Here is a 20968-nt window from a genome sequence, read left to right as displayed (position 1 = left end):
GATCAGGTGGCGGCTATTCCAGAAACACCGTCACCGCCAGCGGAAGATGGTCCGAGGCCGTCGTCTCGATCAACGCGAAGTCCCCGAACGCCACCTCGGGCGCGCCGAAGATCCAGTCCACCCGGCGGGGCGGCGTGACGGCCGTGTCCAGCGAGGGGTCGCCCGCCTCGTCCTGCGCGCTGCGCAGCCCGGCCGCCTCCACCGTCTCGATCTCCCGCGAGTCGGGTCGGGCGTTGAGGTCGCCGGCCAGCACCGCCGTCGGGTCGTCGGCCACCTCGCCGAGCAGCGGCCCGAGTTGGGCCAGCCGGGGCGCCGGCGAGGAGCCGCCGTGCAGGTGGGTGCCGACGATCCGCGCGGTCTCGCCGTCGGTGAGGCGGACCGTGACCGAGGCGAAGGAACGGTTCATGTCGCCCCCGGCGCGCGGGAGTTCGCGGGCCTCGCGCTCCACCACGGGCAGCGAGGTGAGGATCAGGTTGCCGAACCTGTCGTCGGCCCCCGGCGCCCACACGCTGGTCACGTCGAGCCGCGCTTCCAGGAAGGTCACCAGGTCGAGCCCGCCGGCGAGCGGCGTGCCGCGCGGCACCTCCTGGAGCACCACCACCTGCGCGCCCGAGTCCTCGATCACCGCCCGGATCGCGTCGGGGGTCAGCTCCCCGCCCTGGTCGACGGCGGCGTGCACGTTCCAGGTCAGCAGCCGGTACATGCCGCCCGCCGTGTCCGTTGGCAGCGGCTCGGGCCCGGCGCGCAGCGCGCCCGCCAGCGGCGGCCAGGCCAGCAGCAGCACCGCCACCACGACCGGGGTGAACGCCCTGGCCAGCGGCGGCGGCGCGGCGAAGGACCGGGTCGCCTGCGCGGCCAGCGCCACGGCCAGGAACAGCGCGAACGCCCAGGGCAGCAGCCGGAGTTCGTAGGCCAGGGCCAGCAGCACGCAGGCGCCGCCCGTGCCCAGGCCGGCCAGCGCCAGGTCGAACTGCGGGCCGTGCCCGCAGCCCATCGGCACGGCGAGGGCCCGCCGCAGCACCGGCGGCAGCACCGCGAGGCCCAGCGTCGCCGCCGGCGCGACCAGCGGCGCGGGCCCCAGCGCCGCCCCGGCCACCGCCAGCGGCAGCGCGGCCGGCAGCGCCCAGCGGGTCCAGCGCGCCCAGCGGCCGAGGAAGGCCGGCTCGGGCAGCGACAGCAGCGCGATCCCGGCGACCGCGCCGGCGCCCAGCCACAGCCCGGCGGCCGTCAACGAGATTCCCGCGGTCGCCGCGACCGCGCCCGGCGCCGCGAGCAGCATCGAGTACAGCGCGAACGTCGGCCCCAGCACGGCCAGTTGCGCGCCGCCCGGCGGCCTGGTCAGGCGTTCGGCGGCCGCCGCTCTGGCCAGCGGCCCGAGCAGCGCGGCCAGCGCCAGGACCAGCAGCCAGCCGAGCAGCCCGCCGCGCCAGATCGGGTCCAGCAGGTCGAGCGGCAGGCGCAGCGCCAGGTCGCAGGCCACGGCCAGGCCGATCGCGCGGGCCGCGCGCCCGGGCCCGGCCGCCGCGTCGCCCATGTCGCGCCGCACCACCAGCACCAGCGCGACCAGCGCCGAGCCCAGCGCGAAACCCACCAGCGGCACCGAGCGCCCCACCGGGAACTGCACCAGCAGCCGCGCGCCGGCCAGCACCCCGACCGCGACGGTCAGGCCCTGCCGGGAGCCGAGCCACCAGGTCAACGGGCCGGCCAGGCAGGCCAGCGCGGGAACGGCGGCCACCGCGACGGCGCCCGCGCCGCCGAGCACGGTCGCCCCCAGCCGCAGCAGCTCCAGCGTGACCAGGGCGACGACGGCGGTGAGCAGGGGCAGCGGGCGCGCGACGGGGCTCATGGCGGGTGAGGTTAGTGCCCGCATCCCCGGGGCGTCCGTTCGGGGTGCGAGCCCGCCCGGGTGGACGTAGCGTCGAAGGACGAGCCGGAATCAGACAGTCGTGCCTAGGGAGGCTCGTCATGGTGCGTAACACCCTCGGAGCGGTCCTCGCTCTGATAGCCGCCGTCGTGGGTATCGGCAGCGTGTTCTTCGACTGGTACGGAGGACGCGACGGCCGGAACTACCGATGGTGGGACCTGTTCAACGGGGCCGGCGTGACGGGAGGGACCCCGGCGTTGATCGCGGGTCTGTTCCTGCCGATGCTGGTCGCGGCGGCCCTCGCCGTGGCGGGCATCCTGCTGCGGTCCCGCCTGCTGACGGCGTTGTCCGGCGCCGCCATCCTCGGCTTCACCCTGCTGTGGATGATCCGGCAGTACAACACCACGGACAGCCTGACCATCGGGCAGGGCGGCATGTCCTGGCCGGTGCTGGCAGCGCTCGGTTCGGGCCTGCTGATGCTGTACGCGGCCACCACCATGGCCGGCCGCCACCTCGCGGAGCGCGGCCTGCGCGGCCACGGTCACGGGAAGCACCGCGAGGAGACGGGCGGCGAGGTGCGGCAGGGCCCGTGGCGCAAGCGCCACGAGGAACACGCCGCTCACGGTGAGCACGGTGAGCACGAGGAGCACGGCCGGCGCGACGTCGCCTAGCCGACCACAACGGGTTAGCTCCCCGTCGGAACCACCGGTTCGCGCGCCACCGCCGCCCCCGGAACGTGGGGGACGGCGGTGCGTCGCCTCTCCTCCCGCAGGCGCATCGGGCCGGCGGGCCAGGCCCAGGGCCCGGTTCAGGACTGGCGGGTGCCCCGGGCCGCGTCGAGGGCGTAGACGCAGTGGTCCTTGCTACAGGCGAAGACCATCCCGTCGGCGGCCGCCGGGGTGCCCGTGATGGCGCCGCCGGTCTCCAACTTCCAGCTGAGCCGGCCGCTGACCGCGTCCAGCGTGTACAGGCAGTGGTCCTCCGAGCCGAAGTGCAGTCGGCCGTCCCGCACCACGGGCGAGCCGACGATCGACTCGCCGGCGGCGAACCGCCAGCGCGGGGTGCCGCTGACCGCGTCCAGCGTGTACATCGCGGTGCCGCTGCCCAGGTGCACCAGGCCGTCGGAGACCACCACCGGCTCCGTCGACTGCCGCGCCTCCGTGGCGATCCGCCACCGGTCGTCGCCCGTCGCCAGGTCCAGGGCGTAGACCGTGCCCAGATAGTCGGTGAAGTAGATGCCCGCGTCCCGGCCGCCGGCCGCCTGGTACGTCGGCGGGCAGAGGATCGCGGCCGGCGCGTCGAACCGCCAGCGCTCCGCGCCCGACGCGGCGTCCAGCGCCAACACCCGCGAGCCGGCGCACACATAGACCGTGCCGTCGTCGGCCGGCGTCACCCGCACCGGGACACCGCCGGTGACCGAGGTGTCACCCACCGGGTAACGCCACAGCTCGCTGCCGCTGCGGGCCTCCAGCACATACAGCTGGCCCTCGCCCCAGGCGTAGACGACGCCGTCCCGCAGCACGGGCGCCGCGTCCTGGGTCTCGAAGTCGCTCTGCCCGCCGGTCAGCTCCCACAGCTGCGCGCCGTTGCCCGCCTCCCACGCGGTGACCAGGCCGCCGCGCGAGGCGGTCAGCACCGTGCCGCGCTCCGCGCGCAGGGCGTAGATCCAGCCCTCGGTCGCCACCCGCCAGCGGTCGGCGCCGTCGGTGGCGTCCAGCGCGTAGAGGCTCGGGCCGTCCGACGCGATGACGGCGCCGCCGGTGACCGCCATCGACCAGGCGACCTCCCGGGTGCGGAACCGCCGCCGCCCGCTGCCCACGTCCAGCGCGTGCACCTCAAGGCTGGTGACGTAGAGCGCGTCGCCGGCGACCGTGGGCGAGCCCCACAGGTCGTTGCTCATCCGGAACCGCCAGGGCCGCCAGCGCGGGGTCGCGCCGGCGTCGCCGGACGGCCGCGCCATCGGGTGGTCGGCGGTGGAGCCCGGCTGGTGCATCTGGCCCGGGTGCGCGGTGTTGGGGCTGGGAACGGCCGCCTGCTGGTGGGCCGTCGGCGGTCTGCCCCACTCCTGCGCCGGCTGCCGCTGCTCGGCCGGCGGGGGCGGCGGCTGCCGCGTCACGGGCGGGCCGGTCGGCGGCGCCTCGTTGGTGGGCGGCGCCTGGTTGGTCGGCGGCGGGGGCGTGCTCGGCAGCGGGGGCGGCGGCATCGACGGCATGGGGGGCGCGTAGGAGCGCTGGGCGGCGGCCGAGGGGGGCGCGGGCTCTGGGCGTGCCTGCGAGGGCGGCGGCGGGGACGGCGGGGCCTGCCCGCCGGTGGGCCCGGGCGGGGGCGGCGGGGCGTCCGTGCCGCCCCAGGGCGCGTTGGGCCGGGGCGCGCCGCCGCTGTTGGGCCGGCCCCTGCGGGCCTCGATCATGGCGACGGCGCCGGGGGGCAGCCAGGCCGAGGCGCTGCCGCCGTCGTCCCCGGCGGCGAAGAGATAGGGCGCGAGCTGGGCCTGGAGATCGGCCGGCGAGGGCCGGTCCTCCGGCTTGTGCTCCATCAGCGACTCGATCAACGGGCGTAGCTCGTCGGGGAGTCCGGACAGGTCAGGGCGCTCGCGCAGCAGCATGAAGACCGTCTCCACCGGGTTCCCGCCGTGGTAGGGCGGGTGTCCGGTGGCGGCGAAGACGAGCGTGGAGGCGAGGGAGAAGACATCGCTCGCGCCGTTGACGGAGCGGGAGTCCTTGGCCTGCTCCGGCGACATGTAGGCGGGGGTGCCCACGGCGACGTTGGTCATGGTGAGGCGGGTGTTGGAGACGCCGGACGCGATGCCGAAGTCGATCACCCGGGGGCCGTCCTCGACGACCAGCACGTTGGAGGGCTTGAGGTCGCGGTGGACCAGCCCGGCGCCGTGGATCGACTGGAGCGCCTCGGCGATGCCGGCGGCGAGCCAGCGCACCGCCTGCGCGGGCAGCGGCCCGCACTCGGTGACGATCTCCTCCAGCGAGGGCGCGGGCACATAGGCGGTGGCCAGCCAGGGGACGGCGGCGCGGGGGTCGGCGTCCACCACGGCGGCCGTGTAGAAGCCGCTGACGGCGCGGGCCGCCTCCACCTCCCTGGTGAACCGCACGCGGAACAGCTGGTCCTCGGCAAGCTCGCTGCGCACGGTCTTGATCGCCACCCGCCGGCCCGAGGCCGAACGGGCCAGATACACCAGACCCATACCGCCGGCGCCCAGCCGTCCGAGCACCTCGAACGGCCCGATCCGCCGGGGATCGTGCTGCGTCAGCTGCCCCACCATGTGCTTGCCACCTCCCCGTCTGGGCGCTTGCGTGTCCCGCCCCCATCGCAGCATCTCATTGCCGTCGGACAGGGGCGGGCTTCCGAGACGATTCTTCCCCCCGGGACCGGGGGAGACGAACGCGGGGCATGGATCTGGTGGTATGCCCGCACCTGTCGTGCGATGTCCCTCCGGCGTCCCGCGGTTCGGCCCCGCCCGGCCCCGACCAACGGGCCCATTCCCCATTCGGATGCGATCAAATCGCGCCTAGATCACGCGTCGATAAGCTGACTGGCATGACAGGAAAGGTAACGACCGTCGATGGCCGGGTCGCCGGCCGACGCGGTCAGGCGACGCGGCAGAAGCTCCTCGACTGCCTGGCGAAAATGCTCTCCAGCTCCCCCTACCGAGACGTCAAGGTGATCGACGTAGCTCGCAAAGCGGGCACCTCGCCGGCCACTTTCTACCAGTACTTCCCGGATGTCGAGGCCGCCGTCCTGGAGATCGCCGAGGAGACGGTGCGGGACTCGGCCGCCCTCTCGGAGTTGGTCACCGGGCGCTCCTGGACCGGCAAGGCCGGCAAGGAGACGGCGGACCAACTCGTCGACGGGCTTCTGTCCTTCTGGCGCAAACACGACGCTATTCTCCGGGTGATCGACCTGGGCGCCGCCGAGGGTGACCGCCGATTCGTCCGGATCAGAACCCGGGTGCAGGGCGCGGTGGTGAAGCCGTTGACCGAGTCCATCGAGAGCCAGCTGGGCCGGGGCCGCGCCAAGCCCCCGGCGTCGCCGGCCGCGTTGGCCGGTTCGCTGGTCACCATGCTGGGCGCGGTCTCGGCCCAGCCCAAGAGCCTCCAGTCGTTGGGCGCCAAGCAGTCCGAACTCAAGCCCGCGCTCTCCCTGTTGGTGCACCTGGGCGTCACCGGCCGCAAGCCCGCGAAGTAGGGGGAACGGGCGGCGCCGCCCGGCCCCTGTCTCCGGGACGGCGCGTCCCGACCCCTTCGCACGCCGGCGCGTGAGTCCGGCGCGCGGCCAACCGATGGCGCCACGTTTCAAGCCCCCTGCTGGGGAACGGGCCGGCTGCGTATGCTCCTGCCCATGCCGAACCCGCCCACGCCCTCGGAGTCCATAGCCCCCGTGCATGTCATCGGGGCTGGTCCCGGGGGGCTCGCCACCGCAGCCGCCCTCGCCGAACGCGGCATCCGCGCCGTGGTCGTGGAGAAGTCGCCCGATGTGGGCGCCAGTTGGCGCGGCCACTACGAGCGGCTGCGCCTGCACACCACCCGCCGCTGGTCGGCGCTGCCGGGACTGCCGATACCCCGCTCGGCCGGCCGTTGGGTCAGGCGGGACGACTTCGTGGCGTACCTGGAGGAGTACGCCCGCCACCACCGGCTCGATCTGGCGGCCGGCGTCGAGGTGTTCCGGATCGAGCGCCCCGACGGCCCGGGCGTTGACGCCGGGGACTGGCTGCTGAGCGCGACCGGCGGCCGCCAACTGCGCGCCTCCGCCGTCGTGGTGGCCACCGGCTTCAACCACACGCCGCACGTGCCCGACTGGCCGGGCGCGGCCGACTTCGCCGGCGAACTGCTGCACGCGCGCTCCTACCGCGCGCCGGCGCACTTCCGTGGCCGGGACGTGCTGGTGGTGGGCGCCGGCAACACCGGCGCCGAGATCGCCGCCGAACTCGCCGAGGCGGGCGCGGGCAACGTCTGGCTCTCGGTCCGCACCCCGCCGCACATCCTGCGCCGCGCGACGCTGGGCTGGCCCTCGCAGGCCAGCGCGATCCTCGCCCGCCGGCTGCCCGTCGGCCTGGTGGACCGGGCCGCCCGCCCGCTGGCCAGGCTGCTGCCCGACCTGACCGAACAGGGCCTGCCCCGGCCCGAGGTGGGCCTCTACACCCGGGTCCAGCAGGGCGCCATCCCGGTGTTGGACCGGGGGCTGGTCCGCGCGGTGAAGCGGGGCCGGGTGCGGCCGGTCGCCGCCGTCGCCTCGTTCGAGGGGGAACGGGTGCTGCTGGCGGACGGCGCCGAGCTGCGGCCCGCGGTGGTGATCGCCGCCACCGGCTACCGGCGCGGCCTTGAGCCGCTGGTCGGGCACCTGGGGCTGCTGGACGGCGCGGGCCGCCCGCTGGTGCACGGGCGCCAGACCCATCCCGCCGCCCCCGGTCTCTACTTCACCGGCTACTCCAACCCGATCAGCGGGACGCTGCGCGAACTGGGCCGTGACGCACCGAAAATCGCCGCCGCCGTCGCCGACCGGATCGCCACGCTCGAACGGGGCCGCTGAGCCCGCCGGCGGTCCGTTGTGCCTGGCCGGCGGGCGCGCCGCCGCGCCTGGCCGGGCTGGCCGGGCGGCCCCTCCCCGCGAGGAGGAGGGGGCCCGCCGGGTGGTCCGCACTCGCCGAGGTCTCCGGCCGCCGGCCGGCCTCGGCGTCCCCTCGCGGCGCTCCACCCCGCCCCGTTCGAGCCGGCCTCCACGGCCGAACGGAACCCTTCACAGGGTCATCAAGCCAATACGGGACGTCAATAGCTGGCCGGAACCCTGCGCCCCTGGCGGAGCGCCTCGTCCGGGGGTTGACCTGGGGGCGAGCAGTCCAACTCGCACCAGACGCGTTTGCCCTCGCCCTCCCGCTGCCAGCCCCAGCGGGCCGCCAGCACCTCGACCAACTCCAGCCCCCGGCCGCCCGTGTCGCACCGCGTCGCCTGCCGGGGCAGGGGCGCGACGCCGCTGCCGTCCACCACCTCAAGACGCACCGGCACCCCGGCGCAGCCACGCTCGGCCCGGGACGCCTCCGGGCGCCGCACCGCCAACCGCAACACCGCCGGGCGGCCGGTGTGGACCACCGCGTTGGTCACCAACTCCGAGACCAACAGCACCAACGTGTCGCCCGGCGCCGCGTCGGGGCAGGCCGGGCACGGCCGGCCCCCGCCGATCTGCGCCCGCACCCAGCGGCGCGCGCGGGCCACCTCCGAAGGCTCGGGGGCCACCTCCAACTGTCTTTCCAGCTCCTGCACCGTTCACACCATCCGAACCGCCGGACAAAACACCTCACACCGAGGCACAACCCCAGCTCAGGACAGCATGATTGACGGGCGAGTCGGACAACAAGCGCTTCCGGAATAATCCGGCGCAAAGGAGTAAGCGCGCGGGGCGCTGTGCGAGCCGGGAAACGTTCGCTCGAACAGGAGTAAGGCAAGGCTCACGGGCCCGAGTTCGCCCCGCGCGCCCCGTTGTCCCAACGCCCTCGGGTGCTCGGGCGCTCGGACGCTCAGGCGCTCAGCTGCGCGTCGGTCTCGCCGCCGACGGCCGAGGCCAGGTCCGGGTGACAGTCGAAGAGCCGGCGCACGCCCAACGCGGCCAGCACGCGGTTCACATGAGAGCCGTCCTCCGCGCCCCTGGCCGGCAGGATCAGCCGCAACTCCCCCGCGCAGGACCGCATCAGCCGCCGCGCGCCCACCAGCACGCCCACCCCGCTGGAGTCGCAGAACAGGACCTCGGACAGGTCGAGCACCAGCCGTCTCCTGCCGTCGGCCACCGCGTCGTGGACGCGCTGGCGCACGGCCGGCGAGGTCGCCAGGTCCAGCTCGCCGACGACGCGCAGCACGGTCCACTCCCCCCACTGCTCCGCACGCACCGTGAGCGCCGTCATCACGCGTCCTTCCCTGCTCGTCGACCGATCCGCATCGCATGTCCTCCTACGCGACCTGCCCACTTTCCCGTTCGGCACGCGTCACCATCCGGGTCCGGCCCGGGCCGCGTCGGTCATCCGGCCACCGTACGCACGGCGTCGGCGGCGGAATCGCGGATGCGCTCCGGCCTGCCCCGCGCGAGGTCGACGCGTGGGGGAGCGCCGGGACAGCACCGCACACTACATTTGACGTGATCGAGGTGCCGGAGGTTGTCGGCGGGCGGACGGGAATGGGGGCCGAATGGCGCACGAGACGCCGCCACACTGGGACCGGAACATGCGGGAGCGGCTCCGCCGGGGCGAGGCGGCGGCGCTGGCCGAGCTGTACGACCGGTTCGCCTCCCTCGCCTACGGCATCGCCCAGCGGGTGCTGGACGACGAGACCGCCACCGGCCAGGTCACCCGCGAGGTCTTCGCCACCATCTGGGAGACGCCGGAGAGCTTCGACCCGCGCCAGTCCACGATGCGCGCCTGGATCGCGGCCCAGGCGCACCGGCTGGCGGTGGCCAGGCTGCGGGAACGCGCCGCAGGGCCGGCCGTTCACGAACAGGTGCGGGCCGCCGCGACGGCCGCCAGGGCCGACTACATCGTGACCGCGATGCCGGCGCCGCTGCGGGAGGCTCTGGAGCTGACCCGCTTCCAGCGGCAGGACTACCGGCAGATGGCGCGGCGGCTCGGCATCAGGGAGGACGAGGCCAGGCGCCGGCTGCGGCTCGGGCTCCAACTGCTCTCCTCCGCCGCCCAGTACGGGGCCGAGAGCGCGGCGCCCGGCGGGGCGCCGTCGCCGCCGGGCGAGGGGCCGGCGCGGCCGGGCGAGGAGCCGGCGCGGCCGAGGGAGCGGGAGGCGCGGTGAGCGACCCGCGTTCCGGCGGGAGCGGCGCGCGTCCGGGCGCGGGCGGCCCGCCTCAGGGCGGGACCGGCGCCGAAGGCGCCGGCGCGCGCGACGGCGTGCACGAGTTGGAGGGCGCCCCCCGGGTGCCGCGACCTCGTCGAGGAGAGGCCGAGGTGGGGGAGCATCCCGAGGACCCCGAGGACGTGTTGCGCAGACCGGACGAGCACGAACGCGTCACGGCGCTGCTCGGCGCCTGGGCGCTGGCGGCCTGTTCGGCCGAGGAGACGCGGCTGGTCGAGGCGCACCTGGACGCGTGCGCGGCCTGCGCCGACGAGTCGCTGCGGCTGCGGGACGCGGCAATGCTGCTGGAGCCGCGCCGCAGCCTCGACCTCGATCCCGAGCTGCGGGCCGAGGTGCTCGACGGCTGCCTGGCCCGCCGCCCGGCGCGACTGCCCGTGCCGTCCTGGGCCGCCCCGTTGGACGCCGAGGCGGCCCGCCTGGACGCGCTGCTGCTGGACATGGCCGACGACGAGTGGCTGGCGGAGGTGCGGCTGCGCTGGTTCGACGAGGACACCGAACGCGGCCACACCACCACCGTCGCCGGGGTGCTGGACCATCTGCGCGCCTCGGACGGGCTGTTGGCGCGGATCATGAGCCTGCCCGACCCGCTGGCCGGGCTGCCCGGGCTCGACGACCCGGACGACCCGACCGCCCGCACCCTGGCCGCCTGGGCCGCGACCGCCACCGCCACGGACGGCAACGGCAACGGCAACGGCCGTGACGCCAGAGCGGGTTGGGAGCCGTGGCGCGCCCAGACCAGGGCGCTGGTCTGGGCGGCCTCCCGCATCGGCGGCCGAACCGGCGAACGGCGGGTGCCGGGGCCGGCCAACGACGCGGGGCGCCTGCCGGCGGTCGGGGGCGCGCCCTCGCTCTCCGACCTCTATCTGGACCGGGCGTTCGCCTGCTGGGTGCACGCGGGCGACATCGCCAGGGCCGTCGAGTACCCGTACGGGCCGCCACTGCCGCCGCACCTGCGGCTGCTCGTCGACCTGGCCGCGCGGCGGCTGCCCGGCAGCATCGCCGGCCGCCGAAGAGCGGGCCTGGCCCGCTCCCCCGCCCGCCTCACCACGGCCGGCTCGCCCGGCCGAACCCTCCACCTGGAGGTGGAGGGCGCGGGCGGCGGGGACTGGTTCATCCCGCTGGACTCCCCCGTCGCCGCCGTCAGCCGCACGGCGGCGCGCGGGGCGGTGGCCCATGTGGCGCTGGACGACGTGGAGTTCTGCCGCCTCGCGGCGGGCCGCATCACCCCCGACGAGGCGGCCTCCGGCGCGGAGGGCGACCCCGACATCGTCCACGACGTCCTGGCGGCGGCCGCGTCGATGTCCCGTCTTTAGCGGGACGCTGCGCGCTGGCGTTCAGCGGAAGCGCGAGCGCGGGACGCTGCGCGCTGGCGTCCAACGGAAGCGCGAGCGCGCTGCGCGCGCCGCGCGGGGCCGCTGCGCGGCGGGCGGGTGGTGCGCGGCGCGAGGTGGTGCGCACGGCGCGGATGGCGCGCTCAGCGCGGACGGTGCGCTCAGCGCGGACGGTGCGCTCAGCGCGGACGGTGCGGGTAGCGCGCACGGCGCCGCTGCGCGGTGGGCGAGGGGGCGCCACGCCGTGGCGGGACCGCTACACGGCGAGGGTCCGGACAGTGCGCATTACGCGCGCAGCGCGAATGGCGCGGGCAGCGCGGCAGCGCGAATGGCGCGGGCAGCGCCGCTGCGCCGTGGGCGAGGAGGCGCTACGCAGTGGGTGGGGGGTGCGGGCAGCGCGGACGGTACGCGCAGCGCCGCGCGGGTAGCGCGCACGGCGCCGCTGCGCGTCAACTCTGCGCCGGCGCACGGCCGAGGCAGGTCCGGTCGAGGTCAAGATCTCCGCGCCGGAGCGCTGTGCGCACGGCGCCGCTGGGCGGTGGGCGAGGGGGCGCCACGCGGTGGCGGGACCACTGCACGGCGGGGGGTGCGGACAGTGCGCATTACGCGCACGGCGCGGATGGCGCGCGTAGGGCGGGGGTGCGCAGTGCCGCTGCGCGGCGGCGCTGGCCGCAGCCGAAGGGCGAGGCAGGCACGGTCCCGCCGAGACATTGCGCAGCAGCTTCGCCGTCGCCGGGCGGCAAGGTGCACCGACCCCGCGCAGGAACAAGGTGCAGCAGTTTCGGCCGAAGGCCGGGGAGCGAGACACGCGCGGTTCCGCGCAGGGCCGCCGAACGGCGAGGCAGGCGCGGTCCGCACCGAGGCGTTGCGCGCGCGGAACGGGCGGCAAGCGCGGAGCGGCTGCTACGTCGCGGCCCAGCGCGGGCACCCGCCCGCACGGCCTCGCGCCGGGCGGTGGTGACGCGGGCCCCTTCCCGACCGAGACACCCCACGTCAACTTCGGCCATCGCCCAGGCAACGAGGCAGATGCGGTCCCCCGGCAGGCCGCCATCACGCCGAACAGGCGGTACACGGAAGGCGGTTGGTACGCGGCAACTTCACGCCCCGGGGGGGAAGCACGTCCGTGCTTCCCCCGCCAAGGCCCTGCGCGCGGAGCGCGGGCCACTCCGCGACGACGCACCGGCGCGACGCACGATCCTCGCGCCGGGCAGCGGAAACGCACGCGCCTTCCCGACGGAGACACCACGCGGCAACTCCGGCTCGCTGCCCGCGCAGGGGCCCTTCGCGCGGAGCGGCTGGTACGCCGCGACGTCAAGCCGCCTGCGCCAGCACGGTGCCCAGCCCTCGCGCAGAAGCGCTGCGCGGCAACTACCGGTCCGTGCGCGGGCGTCGAGGTCGGCGTGCTTCCCTCGTCGAAGCCGCTACCCGCCGAGCCGAGCAAGGCGCGAAGCGCGTCGCACGCACCGCGCCGACCCCGGCGCGGGTCCCCGCCGGGGGCGCTTCGCGCCGGCGGCAGGCGGCGGCACGCCCGGGCCGTGAGGCTTCGCCCCGGAACGCGGCGCGGCGACTTCGCACCGGAGCCGGGTGACACAGCACGCCACCGTCCGGTGAGGAGATCGCGGTCGCTGCCCGACCGAAAGGCCCTGCGGGCCGGCTTCCGCGCCGGCGCGGGACATCGGGCCCACACGGCAACCCCGACAGGTGCGACCGCCCCGCCACCAGGACCCCACCGGACACCGCCACCCAGCCCCGGGACCCCCGTGAGGCGGCGCCCCGGCTACGCCGCCCAGGCGCGACCCGGCCGGCCACCGGGCACCCCGGGACGCGCAACCGGTCAGCGGCACCGCCACGTTGAGTACCAGACGGATGCCATGCCCCCGGCCCCGGGCCTGCCCCGCCGACCGAACGTCGGACGGCCCCTTCTCGACCTGGCACGGCCCCTTGTTCGGACAGACCACAGCGGAAGCCGCCCCCACGCACCGTCGGCCAGCGCCGAAGCCCCGCCCGTTCGCCCCAGGCCCCGCCCCGGCCGCCTGCGGCCGGGGCGGCTCCGGCCAAGGCCGGCAAGGCCCTAGTCGAAGACGACCGTGCGGCGCCCGTTGAGGAGGACGCGGTGTTCGCTGTGCCACTGCACCGCCCGCGCCAGCGCGCGGCACTCGACGTCGCGGCCGACGGCGACGAGCTGGCTCGGGGTCAGCTCGTGGCCGACGCGCTCCACCTCCTGCTCGATGATCGGGCCCTCGTCCAGTTCGGCGGTCACATAGTGCGCGGTCGCGCCGATCAGTTTCACGCCCCGGGCGTGCGCCTGGTGGTACGGCTTCGCGCCCTTGAAGCTCGGCAGGAACGAGTGGTGGATGTTGATCAGCCGCCCGGGCAGCTTCTTGCACAGGTCGTCCGAGATCACCTGCATGTAGCGGGCCAGCACCACCAGTTCGACCCGTTCGCGTTCCACGATGTCGAGCAGCGCGGCCTCCGCCTCCGGCTTGGTGTCGGGGGTGACCGGAATGTGGTGGAACGGGACGTCGTAGGACGCCGCCAGTTCGGCGAACGTCGGGTGGTTGGAGACCACGCCGGCGATCTCGATCGGCAGCGCGCCGATCCGGGTGCGGAAGAGCAGGTCGTTGAGGCAGTGCCCGAACTTGCTCACCATCAGCACCACGCGCATCCTCGTGTCGGCCCGGTGCAGCTGCCAGTCCATCTGGAAGGAGTCACCGACGGCGGCGAAGCTGGCGCGCAGCTTCTCCAGCGTCACCGGCGGCTGTCCCGAGAAGTGCACCCGCATGAAGAAGAGGCGGGTGTCGCGGTCGCCGAACTGCTGGCTGTCCTCGATGTTGCAGCCGGTCATGAAGAGGTAGCTGGAGACCGCGTGCACGATGCCCGGCTTGTCCGGGCAGGAGAGCGTGAGCACGTACTGCTGGCGCCCCGGCTCCTCGATCGGCTCCGGGTCCCGGTCGGTGGTGGTGGTCATGGTGGTCAAGCCTGGCACACCCGGACGGGTCCGTCAGACAACGCGGGCCGCCGCCGCCAGTTCGTCGAGGGTGCGCGGCGGCGCGTCCGGGTCCTCGCCGTCGTTGACCGCGAGCCGCACATGGGCGTCGCGCGCGGCGCCCACCGCCTCGGGCCAGCCGGGGTGGCCGAGGTAGTCGGCGACGGGGGCGTCGGCGCCGACCTGGTGCATGATGCGCAGCACCCGCAGCACGGCGGCGTCCACCAGCGCGGCCTCCTCGCTGTCCCGGAAGACGGCGCCGACGTACTTCTCGGCCGACCAGTTGTCCAGCCAGGTGTCCTCGACCAGCCGGTAGACCGCGTCGGTCACGTCACCGTAGCCGGGGACGCCAGCCAGCCAGCAGTTCTGGTGGAACACGGGATCGGAGAGCATGTGCAGCGCCGAGCGAACGTTGGCCCGCCAGCGCCACCAGGGCATGTCGTTGAGCGGCATACCCGCCATGGTGGTGGAACCGCGTGGTCGACGGGAAGACCTTTCCGTACCTTGCACGCCGACCGATGCTACGGGGCGCCGGTTCACAGCTGGGTGGCGGCCCTCTCCGGGAGGTCGTACCGGCCGGCGAGCGGGTTCCACAGCTCGGCGGCCCGTTCCTTGGCCTCGGTGGCCCGGCCGCTGGCCGCGTCGCCCTCGCTGGCGCGCTGGGTGTGCTGGGCCTGGCCGCCCCGGCAGACCTGGCCCCGGTTGGTGCGCGCCTCGTCGGCCCACGCGGCGTAGTGCTCGTCGGCCTCGGCGGAGGCCTGCCACGCCTCGGTCAGCGCGGTGATCAGCTGCTGGCTGTCGGGCAGTTGGTCGAGGGTCAGCTCGTTGAGCCGGTCCACCAGGCCGGTGCGCTGGTCGGCGGCGGCCCGCAGGTCGGTGGCGGCGGCCTCCAGCTGCCGGCACTCGCGGATGTTGGCGACGGACTGGATCACGGAGTCCCGGCTGTCGTTGCTGTCGGCCAGCAGTTCGGAAAGCGATTCGGCCTGGGCCCTGACGGCCGCCTCGTCGTTCTCTTCGGCGCCGCCCGCCTCGCCGTTCTCGTTCTGCTCCTCCTCGCCGGCCGAGCCGCCGGTGTCCTCGGCCTGCGCCTCGGGGGGAACGCCGCCGTCCGGCTCCTCGCCGCCGTCGCCACCGCTGAGCAGATAGCCGGCCAGCAGGCCGACGAGGGCGCAGCCGGCGATGACGCCGCCGACCAGCAGCTTCGGGTTGCGGCGCCGCTCGGGCTCGGGCGGGGGGCCGCCCCAACCGCCGCCGGGCGGCCCGCCGTTGTGCCAGCCGGCGGGCGGGGGCGGCGGCTGGCGATCGGCGGCGGAGCGGAACAGCTGGTCGAAGCCGCCGTCCTGGTGGGGGCCGCCGTCGACGGGCGGCAGCGCCTGGGTGGCCTCGACGCCGCGCGTCGGGTCGGGCTGCGGCTGCTGGGCCTGCTGCGGCGAGCGGTGCCGGCCCGGCTGGCGGGGCGCGATGGCCCGCAGCCGGGTGGTCTCCTCGGGGTTGCCGACGGAACCCGGCTCGGCGCGGTCGACGACCGGCGGGATCAGCTCGGTGGCGTCCTCGTTGCCGGGGCCGGAGCCGGGGCCGGGGCCCGTGCCGGAGCGGGGCCCGGGGGCGTCGGCGGTCACGGGCGGGATCAGCTCGGTGGCCGCCTCGTCCGGGTAGCGGTCGGTGACCAGCGGGATCAGCTCGGTGGCGCCCTCGTCGGGCGGCCCCGGGGCCGCGTGGCCGGGCGCGGCCGGCTGCCCGCCGGCGAACGGCGGCTGCTGTCCGCCGGCGAACGGCGGCTGCTGTCCGCCGGCGAACGGCGGCTGCTGCGGCGGCCGTTGGCCGTCCGCCGGCCGGCCAGGCGCGGACCGGCCGTGCCGGCCACGGCCGGGGGCGACGGCGCGCAGCTGGGTGGTGGTCTCGATGGGCGGCAGCAGCTCCGTCGCGCCCTCGTCGGGCGCCGGCGGCTGGCCGCTCCCGACCACCGGGGTGGTCTGGGTCGGCATCGCGTGCGGCGCGGCGGGCGGCAGCTGGGGCGGCTGCGGCGCCGGGGGCAGCGGCGGCGCCTGCGGCGGAACGGCCGGCACCGCCTGGGTCGGCGGGGGCGCGGCCCCCGGGCCGCCCGGAGCCGAGGGCGCACCCGGCGCGGCCGGGTTCGCCTGGCCCGGCCCCCACGCCTGGTTCCAGGGCTGACCGGCGGGGGGCGCGGCAGGGGTCGGGTCGGGGTGTATCTCGCCGGGGAAACCGCCGGAACCCGGCGGCAGGACCACTCCCTCGCGCGGCTCGTCGTCCCGTCCGTTGTGGCTCGTCACCGGGGCTCCTCGTTCGCTCAACGCAGCTCGCCGGGCCACGGTACCGGCTCATCGCAGACTGCTGCGCCGCCCGCCGGTCGTCAAGTCGCGCGCTTCAGGCCGGAGTCGGCGCCGGCGCCCAGCGGCTGGCGAACTCGCGGACCGTCCGGTGCTCCCGGTGTGGCTCCAGACGGCCCCTGAAGTCAGCGAAGTACTCCGCGCCACGCCCCGTGCGCAGCCCGGCGAGCAGCTCGCCCGCCTGGCCGGCCGTGTGGCAGGCGTGTTCGAGATCACCTTCCTGGAGCTGTCCGGTCGCCATGAGCACCAGCCCTATGGCGCGCCGCCTGGTGCGCTTCTCCGGGTGCCCGGCCACCGCCTCTGCGGCCCGCCGCTCGGCGGCCCTGCCCTGGCCGAGGTCGCGGTGGCAGTGCGCCAGCTCGTCCGCGAGGTAGGCGGCGTCGAAGTGCCGCACCCAGGCCGGCTCGTCGGCGTCGGCGCCGGGCGCGCCGGCACGTTCCTGCGCGGCGAGCGCCTCGGAGGCGGCGCGACGGGTGGCCTCCCGGTCGCCCAACTGGGCGTGGCCGCGTGCCTCGGCGGCCAGGAACAGCGCCTCGGCGCGCGCCGGCACCCGCCCCCTGGTGCCCTCCTGCGCCGCCCTGGCCAGCTGGATCACCTCGCGCGGGTTGCCCAACTCGGCCGCGAGATGGCTCATTCCGGCCGCCAGCACATAGCCGCCGAAGCCCCGGTCCCCGGCGGCCTGCGCCAGCCGGAGCGCCTGGATGTAGTAGCGCTGGGCGAGCCCCGGCAGGCCGCTGTCCACCGCCATGTAGCCGGCCAGCTCGGTCAACCTGGCGGCGGCGGCGAAGAGTTCACGGCCGGCCGCCTCGCTGTAGGAGCCGGCGAGCAGGCCGGCGACCACGCCGTTGAGGTAGTGCACGACCAGCGGCCTGACCTGGCCGGAGCCCCAGCGCCGGTCCAGGTCGACGAGCGCCGCGTGGGTGTCGACGACGGCCGCGATGTCGGCCTCGCCGACCCGGGGTCCGCCGCTCCGTTCGACCTCGGCGTCGGGCGGGGTGATCAGCCAGTCGCGGCTGGGCTCGACCAGCGCGGCCGGCGCCACCTGGGCGCCGCCGGGCGCGTAGGGGTGGGTGCCGCGCTCCCCCTCGGTGCGCTGCACGTCGGAGCGCCACAGCTCGGCGGCCTGCTCCAGCGAGTCGTTCAGCGCCGCCGCGAAGTGCAGCCCGACCGAGGAGGTGAGCTGCCGGGTGGTGCCCATCCCGATCTCGTCGACCGTGACGGGGCGGCCCAGCTTGCGGCCGAGGGCCTCGGCGATCAGTTCGGGCGCCCGGCCGCGCGGCTGCTGCCCCCGAATCCAGCGGGCCACCGAGGTCTTGTCGTAGCGGAAGTCGAGCGACCGCTCGGCGGCGCACATGTTGACCCGGCGGGCCAGCCCGGCGTTGGAACAGTTGGCCTCGCGTATCAGCGCCAGCAGGCGCTCGTTGGGCTGTCGGGCGATCAGTGGTCTGGCCGACATCTTCGTCTCCTATGGCCGATCGGCACGCCGGGGCCGCCGCCGGAACCCGGCGGCAGAACCATGCCCCCACGGTGCCGGGACCATCCCGTATGCCCCGGTGGATGCACCCATGCGCCCCGGACGTGGGCCCCGGCGCACGCGGGGACGCCGGCCGCGCTCCGGGGACGGCGCGCGGCGGGGACTCCCGGCGAACGACGGCGGGGCGTTTGCCGCGCCACCGCCGGTCACCAGCGGCGACTCCGGGTGAACGGCGGTCGCGGCGCGCCGGGTTGGAGGGAGGGGCGCTCGGGCGCGCGGGGGCGCGCGGCCCCTCGGGGCCGGGGGCGCGTTGCCTCTTGCCGCACGCCGATCGCGCGCCATACGCGCCGGTCCGGCGCCGCGTGCGCGACGGCCATGGGCGGCCCCGGGGACCGGAACCGACCGTTCCAACCGGGTCTATAAGGTGTGCGGCATGACTGACAACGGGGAAAAGGACCTCTCGCCCACGGCCCCCGAAGTCCCCATATCGCGGACCGCGCCACCCGGGGTGGCCGCGCCGCCCGAGGCGTCACCGGCGTCCGAGGCGCCCGAGGCGTCCGAGGTGCCCGAGGCCGCCGTGAACGGGGAGCGCCGGGTCGCGGTGCGGGTGCGCGGGCTGTGGAAGAGCTTCGGGGAACAGGTGGCCGTCTCCGGGATCGATCTCGACCTGCCGGCCGGCCACTTCGTCGGCCTGGTCGGGCCCAACGGCGCCGGCAAGACCACCACCCTCTCGATGCTCACCGGACTGCTGAGGCCCGACTCCGGCACCGTCGAGGTGGTCGGCCGGGACGTCTGGCGGGACCCGGTCGACATCAAGGCCAGGATCGGGGTGCTGCCCGAGGGCCTGCGACTCTTCGAGCGGCTCTCCGGGCGGGAGCTGCTCACCTACATGGGCCGGATGCGCGGCCTGGACCCGGCCGAGCTGGAACGCCGCGGCGACCAGCTGCTCGACGTCCTGGACCTGTCGACCGCGCAACACAAGCTGGTCGTCGACTACTCGACCGGGATGCGCAAGAAGATCGGCCTGGCCACCGCGCTGCTCCACAACCCCGAAGTGCTCTTCCTGGACGAGCCGTTCGAGGGCGTGGACCCGGTCTCCGCGCAGGTCATCAGGGGCGTGCTGGAGCGCTATATCGCGTCGGGCGCCACCGTCGTCTTCTCCAGCCATGTGATGGAGCTGGTCGAGTCGCTCTGCGACTGGGTCGCGGTGATGGCGGCGGGCCGGATCAGGGCGCACGGTCCGACCGCCGAGGTGCGCGGGGACGCCGAGTCGCTGCACCACGCGTTCCTCGAACTGGTCGGCGCCCAGGGCAACCCGGCCGGCACCCGCCTCGACTGGCTGGGGGGCGGCGCCGGATGAGCGCGGCCGAGCCGACCACCCGGCGCCCCGCCACCCCGTCCACCCCGTCCGCCCCCCTGTCCAACACCCCGTCCACCAGCTTGTCCACCGGCGCCATCACCGGCGTCTTCGTCCGGCTCAAGCTGTCGCTGCTGCGCAACGGGATGCGGCAGTCGACGGGCCGGACGACGGCGTTTGTCGGCACCTTCGTGCTGGCCGTGCTCTTCGGCGCCCTCGGGCTGCTGGGGATGCTGGCGCTGCGCGGCAACGAGTACGGGCCCGACAGCGGCGTGGTGCTGGTGGCGATGATCGCCCTGGGCTGGATGTTCCTGCCGCTGTTCATCGGGGTGGACGAGACCCTGGACCCGGGCCGGCTGGCGATGCTGCCGCTACGCCCGGGGCCGCTGCTGGTCGCGCAGCTGACCAGCGGACTGGTCGGCGCCGGGCCGCTGTTCACGCTGCTGCTGGTGCTCGGCGCGATGCTGGTGGCGGTGCACGGCGGGGCGGCGACGCTGGTCGCCGTGGTCGCGGTGCCGCTGACGTTGCTCTTCTGCGTCACCCTCACCCGCGCCCTGGCCACCGCCAACGCCCGGCTGCTGACCAGCCGCAGGGGCCGCGACCTGGCCGTGCTCAGCGGCCTGGTGGTGGCGTTCGGCCTCCAGGGGCTCAACCTGGGGCTGAGCCGGATGACCGACGAGGACGGCAGCCTGGCGCCGATGCGCACCATGGCCGACGTGCTGGGCTGGCTGCCGCCGGCCACCGCCGCGCGGGCGGTGCGGCTGGCGGACGACGGCTCGACGGCGTGGGCCGCGCTGGCGCTGGCCGCCACGGCCGCCTGCTGGGTGCTGCTGTTGCTGTGGTGGCGGCGCACCCTGACCGCGCTGCTCACCGCGCCCGACGCGTCGACGCTCCAGCCGGCGCCGGACGCCTCGGGACGCGAACGCACGGGCCGCGAGCGGGGGTTGATCGGCTGGCTGCCGACCGGCCGGACCGGCACGGTGATCGCGCGGGTGCTGCGGCACGCCTGGCGCGACCCGAAGGCCAAGATGAGCTGGGCCACCTCGCTCGGCATGGGGCTGCTGCTGCCGGTGGTGTTCGGCCTCCAGGGCCAGGGCAGCGTCTATGTGGCCTGCTGGGCGGCGGGGATGCTGGGGCTGTTGATGTACAACCAGTTCGGCGGCGACTACAGCGGCTTCTGGCTGGTGGCGCAGACCATCCAGTCGCCGAGGGACGCGTTCGTCGAACTGCGGGCCAGGACCCTGGCGATCTGCCTGCTGGGCCTGCCGCTGCTGCTGGTCGTGGTGCTGGGAACGGCGGCGCTCTTCGACGACTGGGAGTCGCTGCCGACCGGCCTGGGGCTGTGCCTGGCGCTGCTGGGCGCGCTGTTGGCGCTGGGCGCGGTGACCACGGCCTGGCTGCCGTACTCGATCCCGCAGGAGGGCGCGATGAAGAACGCCGCGCCGGGGCAGGGCGGTCTGGCCTGGGGCGGCATCCTGCTCGGGATGGTGGTCGGGGGCGTGTTGACCGTGCCGGTCTGGCTGTTGGCGAACGCGCTGCACGGCGAGCCCGCCGGCTGGCTGCTGCCGCCGGTGGGGCTGGTCTGGGGCGGGGGCCTGTGCTGGCTGGCGCTGGTGCTGGCGGCCCGCCGCACGGCGGCCACCCTGCCGGAGATCCTCGCGGCGGTGACCAGGGCCTGACCGCCCGGTCGACCGGCGCCCGGTGACGACGACGGCCGGCCCGCCCCCGACTGCGGGGGCGGGCCGGCCGTTT

General features: G+C 75.7%; 15 protein-coding genes. 7 read left to right on the top strand and 8 right to left on the bottom strand.

Annotated elements, in window-relative coordinates; genetic code table 11:
* Nucleotides 1-13 precede the first annotated feature (13 nt).
* Nucleotides 14-1846, bottom strand: coding sequence for an endonuclease/exonuclease/phosphatase family protein (locus tag FH609_RS13470; protein WP_139669172.1), 1833 nt, complete (start codon nt 1844-1846; stop codon nt 14-16).
* A gap of 119 nt (nt 1847-1965) precedes the next feature.
* Between FH609_RS13470 and FH609_RS13465 the strand changes: the two genes are divergently transcribed.
* Nucleotides 1966-2535, top strand: a complete 570-nt coding sequence (locus FH609_RS13465; RefSeq protein WP_139669170.1) for a hypothetical protein — start codon at nt 1966-1968, stop codon at nt 2533-2535.
* Nucleotides 2536-2672: 137 nt separating this feature from the next.
* On the opposite strand, the gene FH609_RS13460 is transcribed toward FH609_RS13465, so the two are convergent.
* Nucleotides 2673-5141: a PQQ-binding-like beta-propeller repeat protein gene (locus tag FH609_RS13460; RefSeq protein ID WP_139669168.1), complete on the bottom strand. Its 2469-nt coding sequence runs from the start codon at nt 5139-5141 to the stop codon at nt 2673-2675.
* A gap of 275 nt (nt 5142-5416) precedes the next feature.
* Between FH609_RS13460 and FH609_RS13455 the strand changes: the two genes are divergently transcribed.
* Both FH609_RS13455 and FH609_RS13450 read left to right on the top strand, forming a co-directional pair.
* Nucleotides 5417-6064 carry a TetR family transcriptional regulator gene (locus FH609_RS13455; RefSeq protein WP_139669166.1) on the top strand — a complete coding sequence of 216 codons (648 nt, stop codon included), beginning with the start codon at nt 5417-5419 and terminating at the stop codon, nt 6062-6064.
* A gap of 153 nt (nt 6065-6217) precedes the next feature.
* Entirely contained in the window at nt 6218-7405 is a 1188-nt protein-coding gene (locus FH609_RS13450; protein WP_139669164.1) for a flavin-containing monooxygenase, read from the top strand.
* A 236-nt stretch (nt 7406-7641) separates the two neighbouring features.
* On the opposite strand, the gene FH609_RS13445 is transcribed toward FH609_RS13450, so the two are convergent.
* Together FH609_RS13445 and FH609_RS13440 are read right to left on the bottom strand one after the other, a co-directional pair.
* A complete protein-coding gene (locus FH609_RS13445) occupies nt 7642-8133 on the bottom strand; it encodes an ATP-binding protein (RefSeq protein WP_193317949.1) in 492 nt (163 codons plus the stop codon).
* Nucleotides 8134-8387: 254 nt separating this feature from the next.
* Nucleotides 8388-8768: an STAS domain-containing protein gene (locus tag FH609_RS13440; protein WP_139669161.1), complete on the bottom strand. Its 381-nt coding sequence runs from the start codon at nt 8766-8768 to the stop codon at nt 8388-8390.
* 280 nt (nt 8769-9048) lie between these two features.
* On the opposite strand from FH609_RS13440, the gene FH609_RS13435 reads away from it, so the two are divergent.
* Both FH609_RS13435 and FH609_RS13430 read left to right on the top strand, forming a co-directional pair.
* A complete protein-coding gene (locus FH609_RS13435) occupies nt 9049-9660 on the top strand; it encodes a sigma factor (RefSeq protein ID WP_139669159.1) in 612 nt (203 codons plus the stop codon).
* Nucleotides 9661-9812: 152 nt separating this feature from the next.
* Nucleotides 9813-11033 (top strand): zf-HC2 domain-containing protein, encoded by a 1221-nt coding sequence (locus FH609_RS13430; protein WP_319789592.1) that lies wholly within the window; start codon nt 9813-9815, stop codon nt 11031-11033.
* 2089 nt (nt 11034-13122) lie between these two features.
* On the opposite strand, the gene purU is transcribed toward FH609_RS13430, so the two are convergent.
* The 4 genes from purU to FH609_RS13410 form a co-directional block, all read right to left on the bottom strand.
* On the bottom strand, nt 13123-14019 hold the full coding sequence (purU, locus tag FH609_RS13425; protein ID WP_139669155.1) for a formyltetrahydrofolate deformylase: 897 nt from the start codon (nt 14017-14019) through the stop codon (nt 13123-13125).
* A gap of 33 nt (nt 14020-14052) precedes the next feature.
* Nucleotides 14053-14499, bottom strand: a complete 447-nt coding sequence (locus tag FH609_RS13420) for an SCO4402 family protein (RefSeq protein WP_226961631.1) — start codon at nt 14497-14499, stop codon at nt 14053-14055.
* Between the two features lie 74 nt (nt 14500-14573).
* Nucleotides 14574-16328: a hypothetical protein gene (locus FH609_RS13415; protein ID WP_139669151.1), complete on the bottom strand. Its 1755-nt coding sequence runs from the start codon at nt 16326-16328 to the stop codon at nt 14574-14576.
* 94 nt (nt 16329-16422) lie between these two features.
* Complete coding sequence (locus FH609_RS13410; RefSeq protein ID WP_139669149.1) at nt 16423-17841, bottom strand: transcriptional regulator; 1419 nt, start codon at nt 17839-17841, stop codon at nt 16423-16425.
* Between the two features lie 451 nt (nt 17842-18292).
* On the opposite strand from FH609_RS13410, the gene FH609_RS13405 reads away from it, so the two are divergent.
* Both FH609_RS13405 and FH609_RS13400 read left to right on the top strand, forming a co-directional pair.
* On the top strand, nt 18293-19219 hold the full coding sequence (locus FH609_RS13405) for an ABC transporter ATP-binding protein (protein ID WP_139669147.1): 927 nt from the start codon (nt 18293-18295) through the stop codon (nt 19217-19219).
* The gene (locus FH609_RS13400; RefSeq protein WP_226961630.1) at nt 19216-20895 is read left to right on the top strand and encodes a transporter; all 1680 of its coding nucleotides are present in this window, start codon (nt 19216-19218) and stop codon (nt 20893-20895) included. Before FH609_RS13405 ends, FH609_RS13400 begins: the two co-directional genes overlap by 4 nt.
* Nucleotides 20896-20968: the final 73 nt, after the last annotated feature.

Origin of the sequence: Streptomyces sp. 3MP-14 (genome assembly GCF_006334905.2) — a bacterium.
In the GTDB taxonomy this organism is placed as follows: domain Bacteria; phylum Actinomycetota; class Actinomycetes; order Streptomycetales; family Streptomycetaceae; genus Streptomyces; species Streptomyces triticirhizae.
Note: the sequence above shows the minus strand (reverse complement) of the source record. Positions and strands in the feature narration are given on the sequence as shown.